The sequence below is a fragment of the Pseudonocardia phyllosphaerae genome (genome assembly GCF_046546475.1).
GTDB classification, from domain to species: domain Bacteria; phylum Actinomycetota; class Actinomycetes; order Mycobacteriales; family Pseudonocardiaceae; genus Pseudonocardia; species Pseudonocardia phyllosphaerae.
Map to the genome: position 1 here is coordinate 1 of NZ_JBKGXS010000013.1, position 21,186 is coordinate 21,186.

The following is a 21,186-nucleotide window of genomic DNA, read 5'->3' on the forward strand; positions in this document are numbered from 1 at the left end:
ACCCCTGGCCTGCTGGCGACATCAGCTACTCCTGTACCCGTACACAAGTCCGGCACCGCTCACGAGTCCCACAACGGTGCCGTCAGCAGCACCGACCCCCGCAACGACAGCACATCCTACGGGGCTGACTGTGCAGGCGACGAGCCTGCCGACAGCACGAGACCTCGCCGATAGCGGCGGATCCACCGATGACACCTAGTCGTGCTCGCCAGTGTTCACCGCACCGGGCGCCGGCCTCGTCGGCATCCGAGCACTCAATCCCGCTACTGCCCGCTGGTCAGCTTCTGACACCCACGCCGTATACGTCTTCAGCGTGGTAGTCCCGCCACCGCCATGTCCAAGTCGCCCAGCGACGGTGCGTGGATCAACTCCAGCGATGATCAGTTCCGTAGCCGAATAGTGTCGCAGTTTGTGGAACGTCGTGTCTATCTGCAGCTTCTTGACCATTCGGTCGTATCGCTGCGTTACGCTGTCCGGGGTCGCGAACGTCTGTCCATCCGCAGCACCGCCGAATACGTAGGCCTCCTCCGACAGCTCGACCCCGAGCGACTCAGCCCGAGCGAAGCACCGCTCCCGCAACTCCTTCAGCACCGCAACCGTCTCAGCATCCAGCGCGATCCGTCGCTGCTGATGCGTCTTTAGGTCGCCCTCGACCCACCCGTCGTCGCTCTTGCGAATCCCGCGCTGCAACCAGAGCGTCTCCCGGCCCGGCTCGAAGCTGATCCACGACCAACGCACCGCACACAGCTCCCCGCGCCGTGCCCCTGACGTCATCGCGAGCCACAGCAACGCGGCCCAATCCGGGTCCTCCCACGCCTTGTTCAGGATTCGCGCCGCCTGCTCGGCGCTCGGCGGCCGCGGGTTCGGCTTCGGCATCGGCGGCGGTGCCGCCTGGGCGAGCGGATTCACCGCGACCCACCGCCACCGCACCGCCCGCTTGTACGCCCCGGACAGCACGAAGTGAATGTGCCGGACGACCGTGTCCGACAGCGGCCTACACCGATGCGGGCCGCACCGGGCGTCGCACTCGTGACGCTTGGTCGTGCGGTGGTCGATCGAACCCGACCCGGCGCAGTGGATCCGGCAGCGACGCAGCTCGGCGTAGAAGGAGTCGAGAATCTCCGCGTCCAGCTCGCCGACCTTGAGCCGCCCGAGGAGCGGCTCGATGTGGTTCTTCACGTACCCGCGGTAGAGCTGCAGCGTGTTCGGTGCCCCGGAGAACTGCTCAAGGTGCTTCTCCAGCAGATGCGCGACGGTCGCGCTGGTGCGAGGGCTCCGCCGCTCCTCAATCTCGCGCAGGATCCGGTCCCGGACCGCGTAGGCCCGCTTCTCGGCGTCCGGTCCGGCCGGGACGATCTCGACAATGTTGTGCCGACGCCTGGTGATCGGGTCCTGGCCGGCGTAGACGCGCACGCGCAGCGCACCGCTCGGGAGGACATCGATGCTGCCCTTCGGGCGCCCCGCAGGCGTGGGTTGAAGGCGGGCCATGACACGAACGCTAGGGGCGTTCGTGTCATGCGCCGTGTCACAAGTCTGTCGGGCGGTCGCGCGCCTGACCACGAAATCCCTGGTCAGGCCATGGAGCGGGCGACGGGAATCGAACCCGCGTAGCCAGTTTGGAAGACTGGGGCTCTACCATTGAGCTACGCCCGCATGCCCGGCCGAGGCCGGACACCGTCAGCGTATCTCACGCGCTCGCCGCGCGACCCCTCCACCCCGCCGGGCCTCAGCCGTGCGGGTCCCCCACGGCCACCTCGCCGCCCGCGCTGACGTCGGCGTACACGCCGGCGCAGGCCCACTTCCCGGCGACCTCGGGCTTGGTGATGTCGATGCGGTTGTTCTTCGCGATCGTGCGCAGCGTGTTCCGGTCCTCGGGCACGCCGGGCTGGGCCATCGTCGTCATGACGCAGCGCATGGTCTGGAACGTGAAGGCGAGGCGGACGTCGTCGCCGAGGGTCATCTCGCGGCCGGGCCAGTCGTTCTCGGCGAAGCCCGGCTCGGTGTCGGTGAGCACGACGTTGGGCCGGTAGCGGCGGACGTCGAAGTCGCTGTCCGGGGCGAGCTCGCGCAGCCGCTCGAGCGTGGACTCGGTGACGACGTGCAGCGCGGCGAGGTCGTAGAAGCGCCCGGGCGGGGCGAAGGCGGCGACGTCGAACCGGCTGATCGCCTCCCCGGTGTCCTCCTGCCGGGCGGTGGTCGCCTCGATGATCTTCTCGGGGCCGAGCTCGCCGCGATCGACGTCGTCGAGGTCGACCCACAGCTCCTCGAACGTCCCGCCGTCGGGCAGCACGGTGATCAGCCGGACCTCGCGGCCGAGCACGTCGCTGAGCGCCTGGTCGATGCCGGCGTCGTCGCTGCGCAGCGTGGACCCGTCGGGGAACCGGATGACGACCGGCGGCATCTCCTCGCCGGGAACCGGCTCGGCGGAGAGCTTCGCCGAGAACTCCAGCAGCTTCGCCCACAGCTTGGGCACCTTGGCGCTGGCGATCGTGCCGGACTCGACGTCGAGCACGGCGAAGGCGCGGTCGCCGACGACACCGCGTTCGTCGAAGACGGCCCTGGTCAGCGACTCGCCGAGCATGGACTTGACCGGGTAGCGGTGCAGCGCTGCGATCGTCACGACACCGGAGTACCACCGGCCGGGCGCCGGCACACCGTCCGACCGGTCAGAACTGCGCGGATCGGCCGCCGAACAGGTCGCGGACCATCGCCTCCCACGCGGTCACCGCGCTCGCCGGCGGCAGCCCGAGCTGCCCGAGCAGGGCGAGGCAGCGGCCGTCGTCACCGGTCAGCAGAACCGTCGACATCGGACCGTGCACGCCGTGGGTCCGGACGACGCGCACCGCGTCGACGTCGCCGGGACCGAACGCGAACTGGGTCGGCCCGGACACGACGCCGACGACGTCACCGGTCTCGACGTGGTCCACCCACCCGACGCTCGCCTGCAGGCAGCCGCGGTTGGCCACCGCCATCCCCACCGGCACGCCGTGCTCGCAGAGCATGCAGAGCAGTTCGACGACCGGCAGGAACCCGCTCACCGCGTACACCGGCGGCGCCATCCGGTCGAGCAGGTCACCGTCACCGGTGAGCACCGCGTCGATCAGCCCGACCTGGTCGAGGTCGCCGGGTTCGCCGAACGCGACCGGCTCGGGTTCGCCCTCGCCGCCGAGGCGCGGCGCGAGCCCCATCATGTCCACGACCATCGGCGCGGGTTCGGAGACCAGGTGGCCGCGGTGCACGGCGGCGCCACCGGCGTCGAACATCCACAGCCCGGCGGGCTCGCGGGCCTCGTCGTCGGGCGCGGTGTGCACCAGTGAGCCGACCGCGTTCCGGTTGAGCCGCAGGTTGATCCGCTCGTTGCGCACCGGGAACGCCTCGCCGGCGAAGCTCGGCTCGGCGTAGGCGGCGAGCTCGCTGATCAGCGCGCTGCCGTTCGCGGTGCAGGCGACGACCTCGTCGAGCAGCGGCAGGTGCCGCGCCAGCGACTCCGGGTCGAGGTCGATCCGGTTGCCGACGCGGTGCGCGAGCAGCGCGTCGAGCTCGGTACGGGGCAGGGTCACGAAGGCTCCAGCGTGCTCTCGGTGGATCGCTCAGTAGACGTCGCGGACATAGCGCTTCTCCCGCTTGAGGTCGGCGACGTAGGCCGAGGCACCGTCGGCGTCGAGACCCCCGTGGGTCGCGATCACCTCGTGCAGCGCCTCGTCGACGTCGCGGGCCATCCGGTCGGCGTCCCCGCACACGTAGAGGTGCGCGCCCTCCTGCAGCCAGGCGTACAGCCGGTCGCCGTGCTCGCGCATGCGGGTCTGGACGTAGACCTTGTCGGCCTGGTCGCGGGAGAACGCCAGGTCGAGATGGGTGAGCAGACCGTCGTCGGCCCAGCCGGTCAGCTCGTTCTCGTAGAGGAAGTCGTGCTCGCGGTGCCGGTCGCCGAACAGCAGCCAGTTCCGGCCGGACGCGCCGCGGGCCCGCCGTTCCTGCAGGAAGCCGCGGAACGGCGCGACGCCGGTACCCGGCCCGATCATGATCATGTCGGTGGCGTCGTCGCCCGGCGGGCCGAAGTGCTTGTTGGGCTGCAGGAACACCCCCGTGGTGTCGCCGACGGCGAGCCGGTCGGCCAGGTGCGTGGAGCAGACGCCGCCGATCTCGCGGTCGCCGCAGCGGTACCGGACGCTCGCGACGGTCAGCGCGATGTGGTCCGGTGAGACCAGCGGGCTCGACGAGATGGAGTACGCCCGGTGCTGCAGCGGGCGCAGCAGCTCCAGGAACTCCTCGACCTCGAACCGGGTGCCCGCGGTGCGCAGCAGCTCCAGCACGTCGCGGCCCCACAGGTACCCCGAGCGGTCCTCGGCCAGCGCGGCCCGCAGCGTGGAGTCGGCGGCGCGTTCGGCGAGCGCCGCGACCAGGTCCTTCGACGGCGTCACGATCTCGTGCGCGTGGGTGAGCACCTCGCGCAGCGGCCGGTCCCCTACGGCGTGCTCGCCGTCGTGGCCGAGGTGCTCGAGCAGCGCCTCGACCAGCAGCGGGTCGTTGCACGGGACGACGGCGAGCGCATCCCCGGCCGTGTAGGAGATGCCGGAGTCGGCCAGGGCCAGCTCGTAGTGCCGGATCTCCTTGTCCGAGCCGGGCCCGGACAGCCGAACGTTCTGCGCGAGCACCGCCGCGAACGGGTTCTTCCGGTCCCATGTGGACTTCTTCTCGGCCGCGGCGGAAGCCGGCTGCGGCTCGGCTGCGGCGGCCCCGGCGAAGTACTCGACGACGGCGGCCTGCCACGGCTCCGCCTGCTCCTCCCACTGGATGTCGCAGTCGACGCGGTCCAGCGCGCGGGTCGCGCCGAGCTCGGCCAGCCGGGTGTCGATGAACCGTCCCGCCGCACAGAAGTCCTCGTAGGACTCGTCGCCGAGTGCGCAGACGGCGAAGGTCGTCGACTCCAGCGACGGCGCCGCGGAGCCCTCCAGCAGGTCCTTGAACGGCTCGGCGTTGTCGGGCATCTCGCCGTCGCCGTAGGTCGAGCAGACGATCACGACGCGCTCCATGCCGGCGAGCGCGTCGGCGTCGACCTGGTCCAGCTCGACCGGCTCCCCCGCCGGGGCGCCGGCCTTGGTGAGCATCTCGGCGAGGTCGAAGGCGACCATCTCGGCGTTGCCGGTCTCGCTGCCGTAGAGCACGTGCACCGGCGGGTGGCCGTCGGCGGGCGTCGCGGCCGGGGCGCTCGCCGCCGACGAGCGCGCCCCGGCCAGGTACCCGGCCAGCCAGATCCGCTGCTCCGGCGAGAACGGGGCGTCGGCGTCGATCTCCAGGCCGGACAGGTCCGCGGGCGGAGTGGGCAGCTGCGCGGTCACCGGGCACCCACCAGGTCCGGTGCGGCCTGCGCGGCGAACAGCTCCTCGACGCCGGGCAGCCGCCCGAGCCGCTCGGTGTTCGCCCGGTCCTGGGCGAGGATCCAGCCGAACGTCCCGGGGCTGTCGGTGCCGGTCACGTCGCGCCGGGCGAGTGCGGCCTTGAGGTCGCCGACGCGCTTGTCGGAGACCAGCACGGCGAGCTGCGCGTCGTCGTAGCCGGCGAGCGCGTCGCGGGCGTAACGCACCAGCCGGGCCCGCACGGCGTGGTCCTCGACGAGCAGCAGGTGCCGGGCGGTGGTCCCGCGCCTGCGCGCCACGTCCTCGGCGATCGTCTGCACGGTCAGACCGTTGAGCAGGGCGAACATCTCCTCCGTCGCGTCGGCGGGGACCACGCCGTCGGCGACGGCGACACCGTCACGGGCGGCGAGCTTGTGCCGGCGCACCTGATGCGCGGCCAGTGCCTCGGCCAGCTCGTCGACCAGCTCCTTGCGGCTGCGGGCGGCGAGGATCGCGTCGGCGTCCTGGTAGAGGCGCAGCGCCCGCGGGGTCGCGACGAGCACGTGGGCGCGCTCGGAGTCCCAGTGCTCGATCAGGCGGCGGGCGAGCGGGGACCCGGTGGCCTCGAGGTGCCAGCCGAGCAGCAGCCGGACCGCGGTGTCGTGGAAGCCCTCGACCGGGGCGACGTCGACGGAGTCGGTGCTGAACCGCGCGACCCGGGCCGGGTCGTACTGGTAGAGGAAGCCGCCGGACATGCCGTTGCCGAGCCCGACCCCGGCCGCGCCGAGGTTCAGCACGGCGCCACCGGTCATGTACTCGCAGCCGAAGTCGCCGAGGCCCTCGACGACCGCCGACGCTCCGGAGTTGCGCACGGCGAACCGGTCACCGGCCTCGCCGCGGACGAACAGCCGGCCGCCGGTGGCACCGAACAGCGCGAAGTTGCCGATGAGCACGTTCTCACCGGGCCGGTCCTCGCCTCCGCCGGGGCTGAGCAGGGAGATCGTCCCGCCGCACGCGGCCTTGCCGACGCCGTCGTTGGCGGTGCCGGTGTGTTCCAGCCACAGCCCGTCGTTACACAGCAGCCCGAACGACTGCCCCGCCGAGCCGTGCGTGCGGATCCGGGCGAAGCGGTCGGGCAGGAAGCGACGGCCGCGGTCGTCGCGCAGCGCGATGCCGGTGACGCCCTCGTGGTTGAGCATCCGCTCGACGTCGACGGCCAGGCGCCCGCCCACCGAGCGGTGCCGGTTGCCGAGCAGGCCGCCGTCGATCTCGACGCCGGTCTCCCCCGCCTCCAGCGCGGCGCGCACGGTCGCCGACCAGCGCTCGTCGTGGTCGTGGTCGGCGGGCACCCGCACCGGGTCGGCGACCTGCGGGGTCGTGCTGCGGTGCAGCATCCGGCGCAGGTCCAGGCGCGCGACGATCGCCGGATTCTCGAGGAGCTCCAGCAGGTCGGTGCGCCCGCGGGCCTCGCGCAGGCTGCGCAGCCCGAGGCGGGCGAGGATCTCGCGGACCTCGTGGGCGATGTTGAGCAGGAACTGCGCCAGTGCGCGCGGGTCGCCGTCGAACGCCTCGGCGTTGGTGGTGATCCCGGCGGGGCACTTGACGTTGCAGTTCTTCGCCATGACGCAGCGCAGCATCATCAGCGCGGTCGTCCCGAACTCGAAGTTGTCGCCACCGAGCAGCGCGGAGACCACGACGTCGTTCGCGGTCTGGTGCGCGCCCGAGCAGCGCAGCTCGACGGCGTCGCGCAGGCCGTGGGCGGACAGCGCCTGGTGCACCTCTGCGAGCCCGATCTCCGCCGAGCGCCCGGCGAACTTCAGGCTGGTGACGGCGGCGGCGCCGGTCCCGCCGGTGTTGCCTGCGACGTTGATGACGTGCGCGCCCGCCTTCGCGACGCCGACGGCGATCGTCCCGATCCCCTCCGAGGACACCAGCTTGACCACGACCTTCACCCGCGCCGCGGTGGCGTCGTGGATGAGCTGGGCGAGGTCCTCGATGGAGTAGGTGTCGTGGTGCGGCGGCGGTGAGACCAGCTCGACGCCGGGCGTCGCACCGCGGGCGGCGGCGATGTCGACGGTGACCTTGGCGCCGGGCAGCTGCCCGCCCTCGCCGGGCTTGGCGCCCTGGGCGATCTTGATCTCGATCTGCTCGATCATCGGGTCGGCCAGGTAGCCGGCCCAGACCCCGAACCTCCCGGACGCGAACTGCTTGATCCGCGAGCCGCGGATCGTCCCGAACCGGGACCGGTTCTCCCCGCCCTCGCCGCAGTTGGACATGCCGCCGACCATGTTCGTGCCGTGCGCGACGGCCTCGTGCGCGCTCGCGACCAGCGCGCCGTGGCTCATCGCGCCCGAGGCCAGGGTGCGGGTGATCTCGTGCGCGGGCTGGACGTCGTCGAGCGCGACCGGCTCCTCGACCCCGGTGCGCAGGCCGAGGACGTCGCGCAGCGCCGACGGACGCTCGGCGCGCTCCGCGACGATCGTGTCGACGAAGTCCCGGTAGCCCCGGGTGATCGCGAACGCGTCGATCTCGTCCGGGGTGAGCTCGGCGAGCCCGCCGTGGACGTAGGCGTCGTCGTGCAGGCCGAAGGCGTCGTTGAGCGCGGCGAGCGGGAGCAGCCGCAGCGAGGACTCGACGGCCGGGGCGGTCAGCGGGGTGCGCTCGTCGACCAGGTCGGTGAACGCGCGGACGGCGGTGACGCCGTAGGAGTGCCCGGCGCCGTCGGAGCGCTCCTTGAACAGCCCCAGTGCCGGGATGTCCTCGGGCCCGGTGACGGTCAGCGCGCGGGAGTGCCAGCGCGCGGCGGAGTCCTCGATCTCGGCGAACCCGACGCCGCCGACCGGGGAGTCCAGCTCGGCGAACCAGCGGGACAGCACCGGGTCGGCGGTGTCCAGGTAGGACGGTTCGAGGAACTGGCCGCCGACGTAGCTGCCCGCGGTGCACAGCCCGACCCGGGCCATCGTCTTGAGCAGCGCCTTCTCGGCGGCCTTGCGGAAGCGGCCGAACGCGGCACGCGCGTCGGTGCCGTGCTGCTCCTCGGCGCGCAGCCGGGCCGTGTGCGGGTGCACCGCCGACGCCCCGAACGCCAGCAGGACCGCCAGGTGGTGCGAGCTGCAGACCTGCCCGGTCGCGACGACGGGCGACACCGACGGCGCGAGACCGGCCTCGGTCAGCGCGCGGTCGACGGCGGCGACGGCGAGCGCCGCGGGGATCGGGGCGCGCTCGGATCCGGCACCGCGGTCGTCGAGCAGGGCGATGCCGCCGCCGGTGCGCGCGAAGGCGACGACGTCGTCGCACAGGGCGTCGATCGCCTGCTCCAGCGAGCCGGGGGTGTGCAGCAGCTCGAACGCGGCGACCGGCACCCGGGTCTGCCCGGTGACCCGGTCGAGGTCGTCGGCGTCGAGAACGGGCGAGTCGAGCACGATCCGGTGCGTGCCGGGTGCGCCGGGGCCGGTCGGGCGGGCGCCGAGCGCGACGCGCAGCGTCATGCCGTCGGCCTCGCGGATCGGGTCCAGCGGCGGGTTCGTGACCTGCGCGAACCGCTGGGTGAAGAAGCGGGCGACGCCGCCCTCGCGGTCGGTGAGGGCGTTGATCGCGTTGTCGTAGCCCATCGCGGAGATCTTCTCGGCACCGTTGTCGAGCATCGGGTCGAGCAGGTAGCGGAACGCCTCCTGGTCGAGGCCGTAGGCGACGTAGCGCTGCGGGAGGGTGAGGTCGCTCTCCGGGGCCTCCGCGGTTGCCTCGGTTGCCTCAGCTGCTGAGACGTCGGGAAGCCCGGTGCGGGCCTGCGCGAGCAACGCCGGGTAGTCGGCGCGGGCGGCGAGACGCTCCAGGGTCTCGGCGGTGCCGAAGCTGCGCTGCTCGGTGGCGCTCCACCAGAGCATCCCGCCTGCCTCGATGCGGCCGCGGCGCAGCACCCGGTCGTCGGGCAGATCGAACTGGCCGGCCTCGGAAGACACGGTCAGGTACTCGTCGGTCTCGCAGGTGCGCAGCGGGCGCAGGCCGAGCCGGTCGAGACGGGCACCGATGACGTCGCCGTCGGAGAAGACGAGCGCGGCCGGGCCGTCGTTGCACTCCTCGGCGAGCGAGGTGTACTCGAGCATCGCGCGGACCGGCTCGGACAACGAGCGGTCGTTCTCCCAGGCCGGGGGCATCATCGCGACGACGGCGGCGACCAGATCCAGCCCGTCCTCGGCGACGCGGTCGTTCAGCGTCTGGTCCAGCCGCGCGCTGTCGGACTGGCCCGGCGGGCGGACGATACGGCGGCCGCGGGCGCGGGCCAGGGCGTCGTCGGCGATGCGGTTCTTGCGGTCGGTGTTGAGCTCGCCGTTGTGTGCCAGCAGCCGGAACGGCTGGGCCATCGTCGGGTGCGGGTCGGTGTTGGTGGAGAACCGGGTGTGGAAGTACAGGCTGCGGACCTCGTGCGCGGGGTCGCGCAGGTCGGTGAAGTAGCGCAGCACCTCCCACGAGTTGAGCCGGCCCTTGAGCACCTGGGTGCGGGTGGACAGGCTCAGCGGGTAGAGACCGGCGAGCTCGGCGTCGGAGTAGGCGACCTCCTCGACGTCGAGCAGGCAGCGGTGGGTGAACCGCTCGGTGTCGGTCTCGCCGTCGGGCAGAGTGAAGATCCACTGCCGGATCGGGAGCTGCGCGGCGGGCCCGGCCGGGCGCAGCACCGACGGGTCGGTCGGCACGTCACGGACGGCGAGGATCGTGCAGCCGTGCTCCTCGAGGACGCGCGTGACCAGCTTCTCCGCCGCCCGCGCCCGCCCCTGCTCGGCGGGCAGGAAGAAGTTGCCGACCCCGAACCGCCCCGCTTCCAGCTCCCGCCCGGCCAGCGCCGAGAAGAAGCGGACCGACAGGTCGACCGAGACGCCGCCGCCGTCGCCGACGCCCTCGGCGGACATGCCGCCGCGGTGCGGCACCGCGCACAGCGCGCGGTGGGCCTGGACGAGGACGTCGTGGGTCTGCCGGCCGTCCTTGCGGACGATCAGCCCCACGCCGCAGCTGCTGTGCTCCGCAGCCGGGTCGTGCAGGCCCTCGGGGCGCGACGGCGTTCTCAAGCGGCTCCTCCGTTTTTAGGGGAGCCTTACCTTAGGAACGCTCAGGGTTGGCGATCAACGCTTGCGCACTGTCGCGCGGGACACACCGCGCCCGATGGGGCCGACCGGCAGGGCGGGGCGTCCGGTTAGACTGCCGACGACGGGGTGTGGCGCAGCTTGGTAGCGCACTCGCTTTGGGAGCGAGGGGCCGTGGGTTCAAATCCCGCCACCCCGACCAGCGGCAGCGGCCCGATCCATGATCACCGCGATCGAGGGGTCCGGTGCCGGATGTGGCACCCGATCCGTCGCAGAATTCGATCATCACGTGGTGCGATGGGTCCCTACGGAGCCCTGGCTGAACTGGATGGCGCGACGGGTCGCCGACGGCCGGCTCGTCGCGACAGTGCAGGCGACCGTCCGCTGCGAGCAGGCCTGGGTCGCGTGGGTCGTCGGGGCGGAGTTCCAGGGCCGCGGGTTCGGGCGCGAGGCAGCGGCCGGGATGACCGACTGGTTGGCGCGCAACGGAATCCGTCAGCTGCGGGCGGCGATCGCGCCGGGGCACGCGCACTCCGAGACGCTGGCGCGGTCCGTGGGGATGGCGCCCACCGAGGAGACCGTGGACGGGGAGCGGGTCTGGGCCGGGTGATCAGCGGATTGCCGGTGTTTCGTGCCGCCGGTGGCACCGCACACCGGCAGAACGGTGATCTTGAGTGGCGTGATCACCGCAAGCGAGGGATCCGGTGCCGGATGTGGCACCGAACCCCTCGGAGAAGACGATCACGCGTCTGACCGGTACCGCGCGAGGACCGCGGCCTCGGCGCGCAGACGCTCCGCGTCGGCGGCCCGGCCCGCCTGGGCGTAGACCTCCGCCGCTGCGGAACGCTCGCGGATCTCCTCGTCGAGCACCGCGTCCAGGTCGTCCCGCGACAGGGAACGCCGCTCCGCCTCGGCGGCCCCGACCCCGGTCGCCGCGCCGGCCACGTGCTCACCCGAGCCCGCGGCCGGTGCGGCCTCGACCGCGGAGGCGTTGTCGAACGCGGCCAGGGCCGAGCGCAGGGCGGCGGCGGTGACCCGGTCACGGGCCTTCAACGCCGTCGTCAGGTCGGCACGCATGGTGGTGAGCACTGGCCCCTCCTCGGAGTCGTCGCAGGTCACGGTAGCGACGACCGTCCGCGGATCCGACCGGTTTTCGACGCCCCCACACTGGCGGGCGCCGCTACGGTCGTCGGCCATGAGTACCCGCATCGCCTGGGCGACGGTCGCGGTCGCCGACCAGGGCGTCATGCTCGACTTCTTCACGAGCGTCCTCGGATTCACCGTCCGCACCGACGCGGAGATGTGGCCCGGGGCCAGCTGGATCGAGGTCGTCCCGCCCGACGCCGACACCGGGCTCGTGCTGAGCCGGGCCGGCGACTTCGGCCGCGAGCCGGACACCGCGTACCCGGTCGGGCTGATCACCGACGACCTCGACGGCGTCGTCGCGCGGGTCCGGGAGCGTGGGCTCGCCGCCACCGACCCCGTCGACGAGGACTGGGGCCGCTACGCGACGCTCACCGATCCCGAGGGCCGCGAGCTCCTGCTGCGCGGAGCGCGCTGAGCCGCGCTCAGCGCGAGCCGTGCGCGCAGGGGTTGGCGGCGTCGGCGTCGTCGAACAGGGTCTGCACCCCCGACGCGGCCAGCACCCGCCGGACCTGCCGGGAGACCCCGCGGCCCAGGCGCAGCCGGCCGCCGACCTGCTCGGCGTGCCGGAGCCCGACGAGCAGCGCGGTGAGCCCGGACGCGTCGAGGTAGGTCACCCCGCACAGGTCGAGCACGACGCAGCAGGACCCGTCGACCCACCGTTGCAGCTCGCGGGTCAGCTCCGGGGCCGCCGCACTGTCGATCTCCCCGAGGCAGCGGAGCAGCACGCGGCCGCCCGGCCGGGGAACCGCGGTGATGCGGACGGTGGTGTCCATCATTGACACTCCCCCACCGGCTGCGTGGCAGCCGGGTCGATGCCACAGCTCGGTCCGCCGGACACGGAGACGGTCCCGTGACGGCGGCAGGACGTGTCCCTGGCGCGACGGTTGGTGCGGCACTGCAGTCACGTCGTGGTCCCCCCTGTTGTCGGTGACGCCTCAGTCCAGGACGTCGTCGATGACGACGCTGACCTCGGCAGCCGTGAGCCCGGTGAGCTCATGGATCTGTTCGGTGACCTCGCGCCGGACGCGCTCGGCCAGGTCGTGCAGGTCCTCGCCGTAGCTCGCGGCGAGCACGATCTCGATCGCCGTGCTGGAGCCGGCCACGCCGACGGTGACGTCGTCGCCCTCGTCGCCGACCTTGCTCAGTGCGACCCGGACGCCCTCGACGGCCTGTGCGGAGCGGCTCGCGGTCACCACGATCACCCGGGCGGCGATCCGCGTGGCGCCCAGCGGTCCGGGCAGCACGGCGTAGTTGGGCTCGGAGAACGCCCCGCGCAGCCGGCGCATCACGCTGTCGAACTTGCCCTCGGGCGCGGTGACCTCCTCGGCCGCGAGCTCCTCCATCGGCCCCCACAGCCGCTCGTACTCGCCGAGGGCGGCCTGGCAGTGCACGCAGTGCTGCTGGTGCTCGTCGCGCTCGGCACCCCGGCCGGCGGCGACCTGATCCATGAGGTCGTCGGTGGAACGGCCGCAGGGCAACCGCTGCTCGACCAGCATCTCGTCCTGCTCGTCGTGGAAGCTCATGTCCACTCCCGCAGGGTCTCGAGAAGCTTGCGTCGCCCTCGGTGCAGGCGGCCCCGAACCGTCGCCTCGGAGACGTTGAGGATCGCCGCGACCTCCTGATAGCTCATCTGCTCGATGTCGACGAGCACGACGGGGGCGCGCAGCTCGGTCGGCAGTTCGGTGACCGCGGCCATCGCCGCCTTGACCTGTCCGCGCGCCTCGGCCTGCCGGTCGGCGCCAGGGGTCGTGGCGACGTCCGGGTCCTCCAGCGGCTCGTGTCCCTGCCGCTTGTTGATCAGGTTGATGCACCGGTTGACCACGACCCGGTAGATCCAGGTCGTGAACTTGGCTCCTCCGGAGAAGCCGACGAGGGCGGTGAACAGCGTCAGGACGACGTCCTGGGCGACGTCCTCGGCATCGTGGGAGTTGCCCACCATGCGCAGCGCGATCCGGTAGATCCGATCGCGGTGCCGACGCACCAGCTCCTCGTAGGCCTCGGGAGTGCCCTCCTTCGCCTTCTCGATCAGCCAGGCGTCGGCGGCCGCGTCGAGCCCACCTCGTCCGGGACTCACCCGCCAGCACCGTCCTGCACGTCCGACTTCTCCTTCCGGCGCGACGCCTGGCCGGGTCCCGCCCCCACGGGACCCGGCCGTCGAAGCCTGCGACGGCCCCCGGCACGTCGCGCGGCGTCATTCCCCCTCGCCTCGACACCCGTAGGACAAGCCGGCGCGGAAATCATCACGGATCTTCTTACGTGACCCGAATCACATTAGAGAACAGCAGGTCAGGGCGTTGCCCGGGCGTCCGGACCGACCAGCAGGACCGGCGAGGCCGACTTCTGGATCAGCGCGAGACCGGTCGAGCCGAGCAGCAGGCCCCGGAAGCCGCCCCGCCCGCGGGTGGCGACGACGACGGCCTGCGCGCCCTCGCTGGCCTCGGCCAGCGCGGCGGCCGGCTCGGCCTGCCCGATCCGGCGGGACACCACGACGTCGGGGTAGCGCTCCGACCAGCCGGCGAGGCGTTCGGACAGTGCGCGCTCCTCGGCGTCGCGCATCTTCTCCCAGGGCGCGTTCACGAACAGGTCGCCCAGGTGCGACCGGCGGATGTCGGCGTCGCTCCACACGTGCACGGCCAGCAGCGGCGCCCGGCGCAGCGACGCCTCGGCGAAGGCGTGCGCCAGCGCGATGTCCGAGAGCGGGCCGCCGTCGACACCGACCACGACCGGGCCCGCCTCCGCGACCTCGCCGCGGACGACGACCACGGGGCACTCGGCGTGCGACGCGATACCCAGGGTCACCGAGCCCAGCGCGCTGCCCAGCGTCCCGCGCCCGGCCGAGCCGATCACCACGAACAGCGCGGTGCTCGACTCCTCGCGCAGGGCGAGGACCGGGGCCTGGCGGACCCAGGCCGTCTCCACCGCCACGTCCGGCGCGACCTCGGCGGCCAGCTGCGACGCGTCATTCAGGATGCGGTCCGACTCGCCCTGCATCCGCTCCTCGACGTCGTCGAGGACCGACACCGCGGATGCCTGCGCATACAGGCCCGCGACGTCGAAGGCGTGCACGATCCGCAGGTCCGCCCCGCGGACCGCGGCCTCGTGCGCGGCCCAGCGCACCGCGCCTCCGGCGGGTTCCGACCCGTCCACACCGACCACGATCGTCCCGGCACTCATGTCCGGTCTCCCCTCCGCAGCCGGTCACGGCGCCGGCCGCTCACCTCCCACCCTCCTCCGGTGCTCGAGGCCTTGCACCACGTCGTCGGGTGAAGCGGGACACCCTGCGCCCGAACGGCTGAACGGCATGTCCCTCGCCCGGGGCTACGGTGATCATCGAACGGTCGTGGTGGTGACGAGGAGGTCCCGTGCAGACACCGAAGGTCCTGGTCGTGGGCGCCGGGTTCGGCGGGATCGCGGCGGCGATCGAGCTGCGGGCGCACGGCATCCGCGACGTGACGATCGTCGACGCGGCCGACGACATCGGCGGGACCTGGCTGCACAACACCTACCCGGGCGCCGCCTGCGACGTGCCGAGCCACCTCTACTCGTACTCCTTCGCCCAGCGGACCGACTGGACGCGGCTCTGCTCACCGCAGCCGGAGATCCTCGCCTACCTGCACGGAGTGGCCCGGGAGTACGGCGTCGCCGACCTGGTGCAGACCGGGGTGCGGATCGTGTCCGCGGTCCGCGAGCGCACCGAGGAGCCGTGGACGGTCACCGCCGAGGACGGCCGCACCTGGCATCCCGACGTCCTGATCGTCGCGACCGGCCAGCTCAACCGGCCGATCACCCCGGACATCCCCGGCATCGAGCGCTTCGCCGGGCACGCGTTCCACTCCGCGCGCTGGGACCACGGCCACGACCTGCGCGGACGCCGCGTCGCGGTGATCGGCACCGGGGCGAGCGCGGTGCAGTTCGTGCCGGAGATCGCGCCCGAGGTCGCCCACCTCGACGTGTTCCAGCGCAGCGGGAACTGGTTCCTGCCGCGGCGCAACCGGACGTTCCCGCGGTGGTGGCGGGCGGCGATCCGGCACGTCCCGGGCCTGCAGCGGTGGCGGCGGCGGTTCATCACCGAGTACTGCGAGATGCTGACCGTGCTGATCCGGCACCCGAGGACGTTCGGCCGGCTGGGGCGGCTCTACTCGACGCTGTTCATGCGGCTGCAGCTGCGCGACCCCGAGCTGCGGGCGAAGGTCTGGCCGGACTACACGTTCGGCTGCAAGCGGATCCTGTTCAGCTCGCACTGGCTGCCCGCGCTGCGGCGCGACAACGTGGAGCTGCACACCGAGCGGGTCACCGAGATCGTCCCCGACGGCGTCCGCACCGCCGACGGCGTACTCCACGAGGCCGACACGATCATCTGGGGCACCGGGTTCGCGGCGACCGAGTTCATGTTCCCGATGGAGATCGTCGGGCCCGGCGGGCGGCGGATGGACGACGCCTGGGCCGACGGCGCGCACGCCTACCTGGGTATGACCGTGCCCGGCTTCCCGTCACTGTTCGTGCTCTACGGGCCGAACACCAACACCTCCGGCGGGTCGATCATCCGGTACCTGGAGACCCAGGTGCGTCACGTGCGGCAGGCACTGGTGGAGACACAGCGGCGCGGCGCGTCGGCGGTGGAGGTGCGCGCCGACGTCGAACGCGCCTACGACGCCGAGGTGCAGGCCGCCTTCCCCGGCACCGCCTGGACGCGCTGCGACTCGTGGTATCGCGACGACACCGGCCGGGTGGTCACGAACTGGCCGGGGTACATGCGCGACTACGACGCCCGGGTGGAGCGCCTGGCCCCCGAGGACTACGTGTTCCACGGCTGAATCCGCCGGCGCTCTCGTTGCCCCGAGGGGCACCCTGGCTACCGCCGGTGGGAACGAGGGTGCCCCTCGGGACAGCGGGGCCGGCGGTCCTGGGCTTGCACCTCACGCGACGTCAGGCCGGAGGCTCGGTCGTGCCGCCGAACCGGTGGCACGACGGGACCACGACGGGAGGGACGGGCGTGAAGGTCGGCGAGCTGGCCCGGGCGACCGGGCTGACGGTGCGCACGCTGCACCACTGGGAGGAGCGCGGGGTGGTCGTGCCGTCGGCGCGGACCGCCTCGGGCCACCGGCTCTACGACGACGGCGACATCCGCCGCGTCTACCAGGTGGTGGCGCTGCGCGAACTGGGGCTGTCCCTGGACGCGATCGGCGAGCTCCTCGAGACCGGCTCCTTCGCCACCGTCCTGTCCGCGCACCTGGAGCAGGTCGACGCCCGGCTGACCGCACTGCGCTCGTTGCGCGGCACGCTCGCCGGGGTCGTCGACCGGCTGCGGGAGCGGCCGGAGCCGGACCCGTCGGACGTCCTCACGATGATCGACGAGGTGAGCAGGGTGAACGACACCTTCAACCAGTACTTCACGGCCGAGCAGGTCGCGGCGTTGCAGGCGCGACGCGAGGAGGGCGAGGCCGCGGCCGCCGCCTGGCCTGCGCTGATCGCGAGCCTGCGGGCCGAGATGACCGCGGGCACCGACCCGGCCGACCCGCGGGTCCAGGTGCTGCGGGAGCGATGGGAGGAGTTGCTCGCGTCGTTCCACCGCGGCGACCCGGAGCTGCGCGAGCAGCTCTTCCGGATGCGTGCGGACAACGCCGAGGAGGTCGTCGCAGCGGGTGGCCCGGACGAGGCAATGATCGACTACGTGCGCCGGGCCGGTGAGGTGGCGGAGTAGCGGCACCGGGCCACGCCCCGTTGCCCCGAGGGGCACCCCGGCTGCCGCCGGTGGGAACGAGGGTGCCCCTCGGGGCAGGGCCGGCGCCGGCGCAACGTCGGTCAGAACGGCGCGAGCGCCGCGTCGAGCAGCGCGGGCAGCACCGGGTTGCCTGCGTCCCGCTTCCAGGCCAGGGCCAGCGGCACCTCCGGCGCGTCGGTCAGCTCGACGAGCACGACGCCCGGGGTGCCCAGGTCCGCGGTCGCCTCCAGCGCCAGACCGACCCCCACACCCGCTCCGACCAGCGACAGCAGGGTGTGCGTCTCCGGCGCCTCCTGCTCGATCCTCGGGGCGAACCCGGCGTGCAGGCAGGCCGCGTCGACAGCGGTGCGCAGCAACGCCATCCGCGCGGCCGGATAGGCGACGAACGGCTCGCGCGCCAGCTCGGCCAGTGCCAGCTCGGTGCGCGCGGCGAGCGGATGTTCCTCGGGCAGCGCAGCCATCAGCCGCTGCCGGGTCAGCTCGCGGACCTCCAGCCCGGTGTCGTCGACCGGGGTGCGGATCAGGGCGGCGTCGACGCGGTCGGCGCGCAGGTCCTCGGCGAGCTCGCCGGAGAACCGGCCGGTGACCAGCTCGAGGCGGGCACGCGGGCGCGTTCCGCGGAAGCGGCGGGCGGTCGCGTACAGCCAGCGGTTCGAGCTGGGCCCGGCGAACCCGAGCCGCACCGTCCCGGTACGACCACCGGCGGCTTCCCGGGCCTCGACGACCGCCTCGGCCGCCGCGGCCAGCGCGCGCCGGGCCCGCGGCAGGAACGCCTCGCCGGCCGGGGTGAGCGCGACCGCGCGGGTGTGCCGGTCGAACAACGCCGCTCCCACCTCGCGTTCGAGGCGCCGGATCTGTTGGGACAGCGGCGGTCCGGAAACCTGGAGCCGGGCGGCGGCCCGGCCGAAGTGCAGCTCCTCGGCGACCGCGACGAAGGACTCCAGCTGACGCAGCTCCACTGGCAGATCATGTCGTTCGAACGACAGGATCGGAAGTGAAATCGTCCCGATCACGATGCAATCGTGGCCTACGGTGACGTGGTGGCGGTCACAGCCGACGACGTCCGTGGCCGTCCTCCACCCGCGTGCAAGGGGGCACCGCGTTGAGTTCCAGCACCCCGATCGGCCCCGCGCCCAGTACCCCGGCGATGCGCCGGAAGGCCGGGATCGCGTCGTTCGTCGGCACCACCGTCGAGTGGTATGACTTCTACATCTACGGGACCGCCGCGGCGCTGGTCCTGGGCCCGCTGTTCTTCCCGAACGCCTCCCCCGCCGCCGGGGTGCTGGCGTCGTTCGCGACGTTCTGGGTCGGCTTCCTCGCCCGGCCGATCGGCGGCATCGTCTTCGGCCACCTCGGTGACCGGCTCGGCCGCAAGACCGCACTCGTCGCGACGCTGCTGCTCATGGGCGTCTCCACGCTCACCATCGGCCTGCTGCCCACCTACGGCACGATCGGCGTGTTCGCACCGATCCTGCTGGTCGCGGCTCGGCTGGTGCAGGGCCTGGCCGTCGGAGGCGAGTGGGGCGGCGCCGTGCTCATCGCGTCCGAGCACGCGTCGAAGAACCGCCGGATCCTCTACGGCGCGTTCGCCCAGCAGGGCAGCCCGGCCGGCCAGATGCTCGCGACCGGCTCGTTCGCACTGGTCGCGCTGCTGCCCGAGGAGTCGTTCCTGTCCTGGGGCTGGCGGGTGCCGTTCCTGGTGTCCGCGGCGCTGGTCGTCGTCGGGCTGTTCATCCGGCTGCGGATCGAGGAGAGCCCGGAGCTGGCCCGGCTGCGCTCGGCCGGGCGCACAGCCCGCTACCCGGTCGCGGAGCTGTTCCGGGAGCGGACCGGGATGGTCGTCGTCGCCGTCGGGGCGTGCGCGCTCGTCGCCGCGGCCGCGTACTTCAAGAACACGTTCGCGCTGTCCTGGGCGGTGAACGAGCTCGGGTTCGACCGGCGGACCTTCCTCAACGTCGTCCTGATCAGCTCGACCGTACAGTTCCTGACCCAGCCGCTCGGCGCGTTCATGGCGACCTGGTGGAACCCGCGCAAGGTCGTCACGGTCCTGCTGCTCTGCGAGCTGCCGCTGTTCCCGCTGATGTTCTGGATGATCTCCACCCGGGACTTCGGCCTGGCCGCGCTCGGCATGGCGCTCGCGACGCTCCCGCACACCATGTACTACGCGATGATGGCCGGGATGCTCGCCGAGGCGTTCCCCGCCCGGATGCGCTACACCGCGATCTCCTTCGCCTACGCGCTGGCGGGCACGGTGTTCGGCGGGACCGCCCCGATCCTCGGCAAGGCGATGCTGTCCGCGACCGGGTCGATCGTGCCCGTCGTCGTGTACTCGCTGGTCATCGTGCTGATCACCCTGTTCTCGGCGCGGTTCGTCCTGGCCCGAGGCCCGGTCCCGGACGAGACCGCGCCCCTCGTACCCGCCGCCGACACTCCTGTGGAGCCCACCCGGTGAACACCCGCTTCCCCGAGCCCGCCGTCGCCCCCGGCTCGACCGCGCTCGCCGCCCGGCTGCGCGAGCTCGTCGCGGCCGATCCGGAGCGCCCGCTGGTCTCCGACGGCGACACCGTGCGCACCCGCGCCGGGTTCGACGACCGCACCGACCGGCTCGCGCGGGCGTTCGCGGCGCGTGGGGTGCGGCGCGGCGACCTGGTGTCGATCCAGCTGCCCAACGTCGTCGACCACCTGGAGTGCTCGGTGGCAGCGTGGAAGCTGGGGGCGGTGCCGCAGCCGTTGTCGGCGAAGCTGCCCGAGGCCGAGCGGGAGGCGGTGCTGGAGGTCGCGGCGCCGGCGCTGGTCGTCGACAGCCCGCTCGCGACCTGGTCCGACCCGGACGCGTACGACGGCGGTGCACTGCCGGACGTCGTCGGGCCGTCCTGGAAGGCGCCCACCTCCGGCGGCAGCACCGGCAGGCCGAAGGTGATCGTGGCCGGTCAGGCCGCCTGTGTGGAGCAGGTGCTCCCCCGCGCGGACTCGCTGCGGATCGACCGCGACGGCGTCTTCCTCTGCACCGCGCCGCTGCACCACAACGCGCCGTACATGTTCACGTTGATGGCGCTGCTGCAGGGCCACCACGTCGTCCTCATGCAGCGCTTCGACGCCGCCCGTGCCCTGGAGCTGGTCCCCGGGCACGGCGTGACCTGGCTCTACGTCGTGCCCACGATGATGAGCCGGATGCTGCGCCTCGGCGACGACACCTGGCGCGCCACGGACCTGGGCTCGCTGCGGACGGTGCTGCACGTCGGCGCCCCGTGCCCGCCGGAGGTCAAGCGCGGCTGGCTGGAGCGGATCCCGCCGCAGACACTCGTCGAGCTGTACGCGGCGACCGAGTCCCAGGCCAGCACCACGATCGACGGCGCCGAGTGGCTCGCGCACCCCGGCTCGGTCGGGCGGGTCGGCCGCGGCGCGATGAAGGTGTGCGACCCCGAGACCGGCGCCGAGGTCGGGCCGGGCGTGGTCGGCGAGATCTGGGTACGCCCCGAGGACCGGCCGACCTACCACTACCTGGGCGCGGAACCCCGTACCCACGACGGCTGGGAGTCGCTCGGCGACATGGGCAGCTTCGACGCCGACGGCTACCTCTACCTGGCCGACCGCCGCTCCGACATGATCATCGTGGGCGGGGCGAACGTGTACCCGGCCGAGGTGGAGGCCGCGCTCGCGGCGCATCCGGACGTGCGGGACGTCGTGGTCGTCGGCCTGCCCGACGAGGACCTGGGCCGGTCGGTGCACGCGATCGTGCAGCCCGCCGGGGAGGCCGGTCCCGAGCTGGCCGAGGCGCTGCGCGCGCACGTGGCCGGGCGGCTGAGCCCGTACAAGACCCCGCGCAGCTACGAGCTGGTGGACCACCCGCTGCGCGACGACGCCGGGAAGGTCCGGCGCACCGCGCTGGCCGCCGAACGGGCCTGAC

At 72.8% G+C, this 21,186-nt stretch carries 17 protein-coding genes and 2 tRNA genes; 7 read left to right on the forward strand and 12 right to left on the reverse strand.

What is annotated here, in order from left to right:
- Window positions 1-195: 195 nt before the first annotated feature.
- The 6 genes from ACLE50_RS21165 to ACLE50_RS21190 form a co-directional block, all read right to left on the reverse strand.
- Entirely contained in the window at window positions 196-1,488 is a 1,293-nt protein-coding gene (locus ACLE50_RS21165; protein ID WP_410945360.1) for a tyrosine-type recombinase/integrase, read from the reverse strand.
- Window positions 1,489-1,579: 91 nt separating this feature from the next.
- Window positions 1,580-1,653 (reverse strand) — tRNA-Gly (locus ACLE50_RS21170).
- A gap of 73 nt (window positions 1,654-1,726) precedes the next feature.
- Entirely contained in the window at window positions 1,727-2,620 is an 894-nt protein-coding gene (locus tag ACLE50_RS21175) for an MOSC domain-containing protein (RefSeq protein WP_410945361.1), read from the reverse strand.
- A gap of 46 nt (window positions 2,621-2,666) precedes the next feature.
- Entirely contained in the window at window positions 2,667-3,560 is an 894-nt protein-coding gene (locus tag ACLE50_RS21180) for a hypothetical protein (protein WP_410945362.1), read from the reverse strand.
- A gap of 30 nt (window positions 3,561-3,590) precedes the next feature.
- Window positions 3,591-5,339 (reverse strand): sulfite reductase subunit alpha, encoded by a 1,749-nt coding sequence (locus tag ACLE50_RS21185; RefSeq protein WP_410945363.1) that lies wholly within the window; start codon window positions 5,337-5,339, stop codon window positions 3,591-3,593.
- Window positions 5,336-10,396: a glutamate synthase-related protein gene (locus ACLE50_RS21190; RefSeq protein ID WP_410945364.1), complete on the reverse strand. Its 5,061-nt coding sequence runs from the start codon at window positions 10,394-10,396 to the stop codon at window positions 5,336-5,338. Before ACLE50_RS21190 ends, ACLE50_RS21185 begins: the two co-directional genes overlap by 4 nt.
- Window positions 10,397-10,536: 140 nt before the next feature.
- Between ACLE50_RS21190 and ACLE50_RS21195 the strand changes: the two genes are divergently transcribed.
- Both ACLE50_RS21195 and ACLE50_RS21200 read left to right on the forward strand, forming a co-directional pair.
- Window positions 10,537-10,613 (forward strand) — tRNA-Pro (locus ACLE50_RS21195).
- 126 nt (window positions 10,614-10,739) lie between these two features.
- Entirely contained in the window at window positions 10,740-11,021 is a 282-nt protein-coding gene (locus ACLE50_RS21200) for a GNAT family N-acetyltransferase (RefSeq protein WP_410945365.1), read from the forward strand.
- Window positions 11,022-11,152: 131 nt separating this feature from the next.
- Here the strand turns inward: ACLE50_RS21200 and ACLE50_RS21205 are convergent, their stop codons facing one another.
- Complete coding sequence (locus tag ACLE50_RS21205; protein ID WP_410945366.1) at window positions 11,153-11,500, reverse strand: GatB/YqeY domain-containing protein; 348 nt, start codon at window positions 11,498-11,500, stop codon at window positions 11,153-11,155.
- Window positions 11,501-11,606: 106 nt separating this feature from the next.
- Here ACLE50_RS21205 and ACLE50_RS21210 point away from each other — a divergent pair, with 106 nt between their 5' ends.
- Window positions 11,607-11,972: a VOC family protein gene (locus ACLE50_RS21210; RefSeq protein ID WP_410945367.1), complete on the forward strand. Its 366-nt coding sequence runs from the start codon at window positions 11,607-11,609 to the stop codon at window positions 11,970-11,972.
- A gap of 7 nt (window positions 11,973-11,979) precedes the next feature.
- On the opposite strand, the gene ACLE50_RS21215 is transcribed toward ACLE50_RS21210, so the two are convergent.
- The 4 genes from ACLE50_RS21215 to ACLE50_RS21230 all read right to left on the reverse strand — a co-directional run bounded on the left by ACLE50_RS21215 (window position 11,980) and on the right by ACLE50_RS21230 (window position 14,731).
- A complete protein-coding gene (locus tag ACLE50_RS21215) occupies window positions 11,980-12,330 on the reverse strand; it encodes an STAS domain-containing protein (protein WP_410945368.1) in 351 nt (116 codons plus the stop codon).
- Window positions 12,331-12,492: 162 nt separating this feature from the next.
- Window positions 12,493-13,080, reverse strand: coding sequence for an Asp23/Gls24 family envelope stress response protein (locus ACLE50_RS21220; RefSeq protein ID WP_410945369.1), 588 nt, complete (start codon window positions 13,078-13,080; stop codon window positions 12,493-12,495).
- Window positions 13,077-13,631, reverse strand: coding sequence for an RNA polymerase sigma factor (locus tag ACLE50_RS21225; RefSeq protein WP_410945370.1), 555 nt, complete (start codon window positions 13,629-13,631; stop codon window positions 13,077-13,079). The genes ACLE50_RS21220 and ACLE50_RS21225 overlap by 4 nt, the downstream gene beginning before the upstream one ends.
- A 212-nt stretch (window positions 13,632-13,843) precedes the next feature.
- On the reverse strand, window positions 13,844-14,731 hold the full coding sequence (locus ACLE50_RS21230; protein ID WP_410945371.1) for a universal stress protein: 888 nt from the start codon (window positions 14,729-14,731) through the stop codon (window positions 13,844-13,846).
- Window positions 14,732-14,919: 188 nt separating this feature from the next.
- Between ACLE50_RS21230 and ACLE50_RS21235 the strand changes: the two genes are divergently transcribed.
- Together ACLE50_RS21235 and ACLE50_RS21240 are read left to right on the forward strand one after the other, a co-directional pair.
- Entirely contained in the window at window positions 14,920-16,371 is a 1,452-nt protein-coding gene (locus tag ACLE50_RS21235; protein ID WP_410945372.1) for a flavin-containing monooxygenase, read from the forward strand.
- Between the two features lie 179 nt (window positions 16,372-16,550).
- A complete protein-coding gene (locus tag ACLE50_RS21240) occupies window positions 16,551-17,258 on the forward strand; it encodes a MerR family transcriptional regulator (RefSeq protein WP_410945373.1) in 708 nt (235 codons plus the stop codon).
- Between the two features lie 101 nt (window positions 17,259-17,359).
- On the opposite strand, the gene ACLE50_RS21245 is transcribed toward ACLE50_RS21240, so the two are convergent.
- Window positions 17,360-18,238, reverse strand: a complete 879-nt coding sequence (locus tag ACLE50_RS21245; RefSeq protein ID WP_410945374.1) for a LysR family transcriptional regulator — start codon at window positions 18,236-18,238, stop codon at window positions 17,360-17,362.
- Window positions 18,239-18,381: 143 nt separating this feature from the next.
- Here ACLE50_RS21245 and ACLE50_RS21250 point away from each other — a divergent pair, with 143 nt between their 5' ends.
- Window positions 18,382-19,731, forward strand: a complete 1,350-nt coding sequence (locus ACLE50_RS21250; RefSeq protein WP_410945375.1) for an MFS transporter — start codon at window positions 18,382-18,384, stop codon at window positions 19,729-19,731.
- Window positions 19,728-21,185 (forward strand): AMP-binding protein, encoded by a 1,458-nt coding sequence (locus tag ACLE50_RS21255; protein WP_410945376.1) that lies wholly within the window; start codon window positions 19,728-19,730, stop codon window positions 21,183-21,185. The genes ACLE50_RS21250 and ACLE50_RS21255 overlap by 4 nt, the downstream gene beginning before the upstream one ends.
- Window position 21,186: the final 1 nt, after the last annotated feature.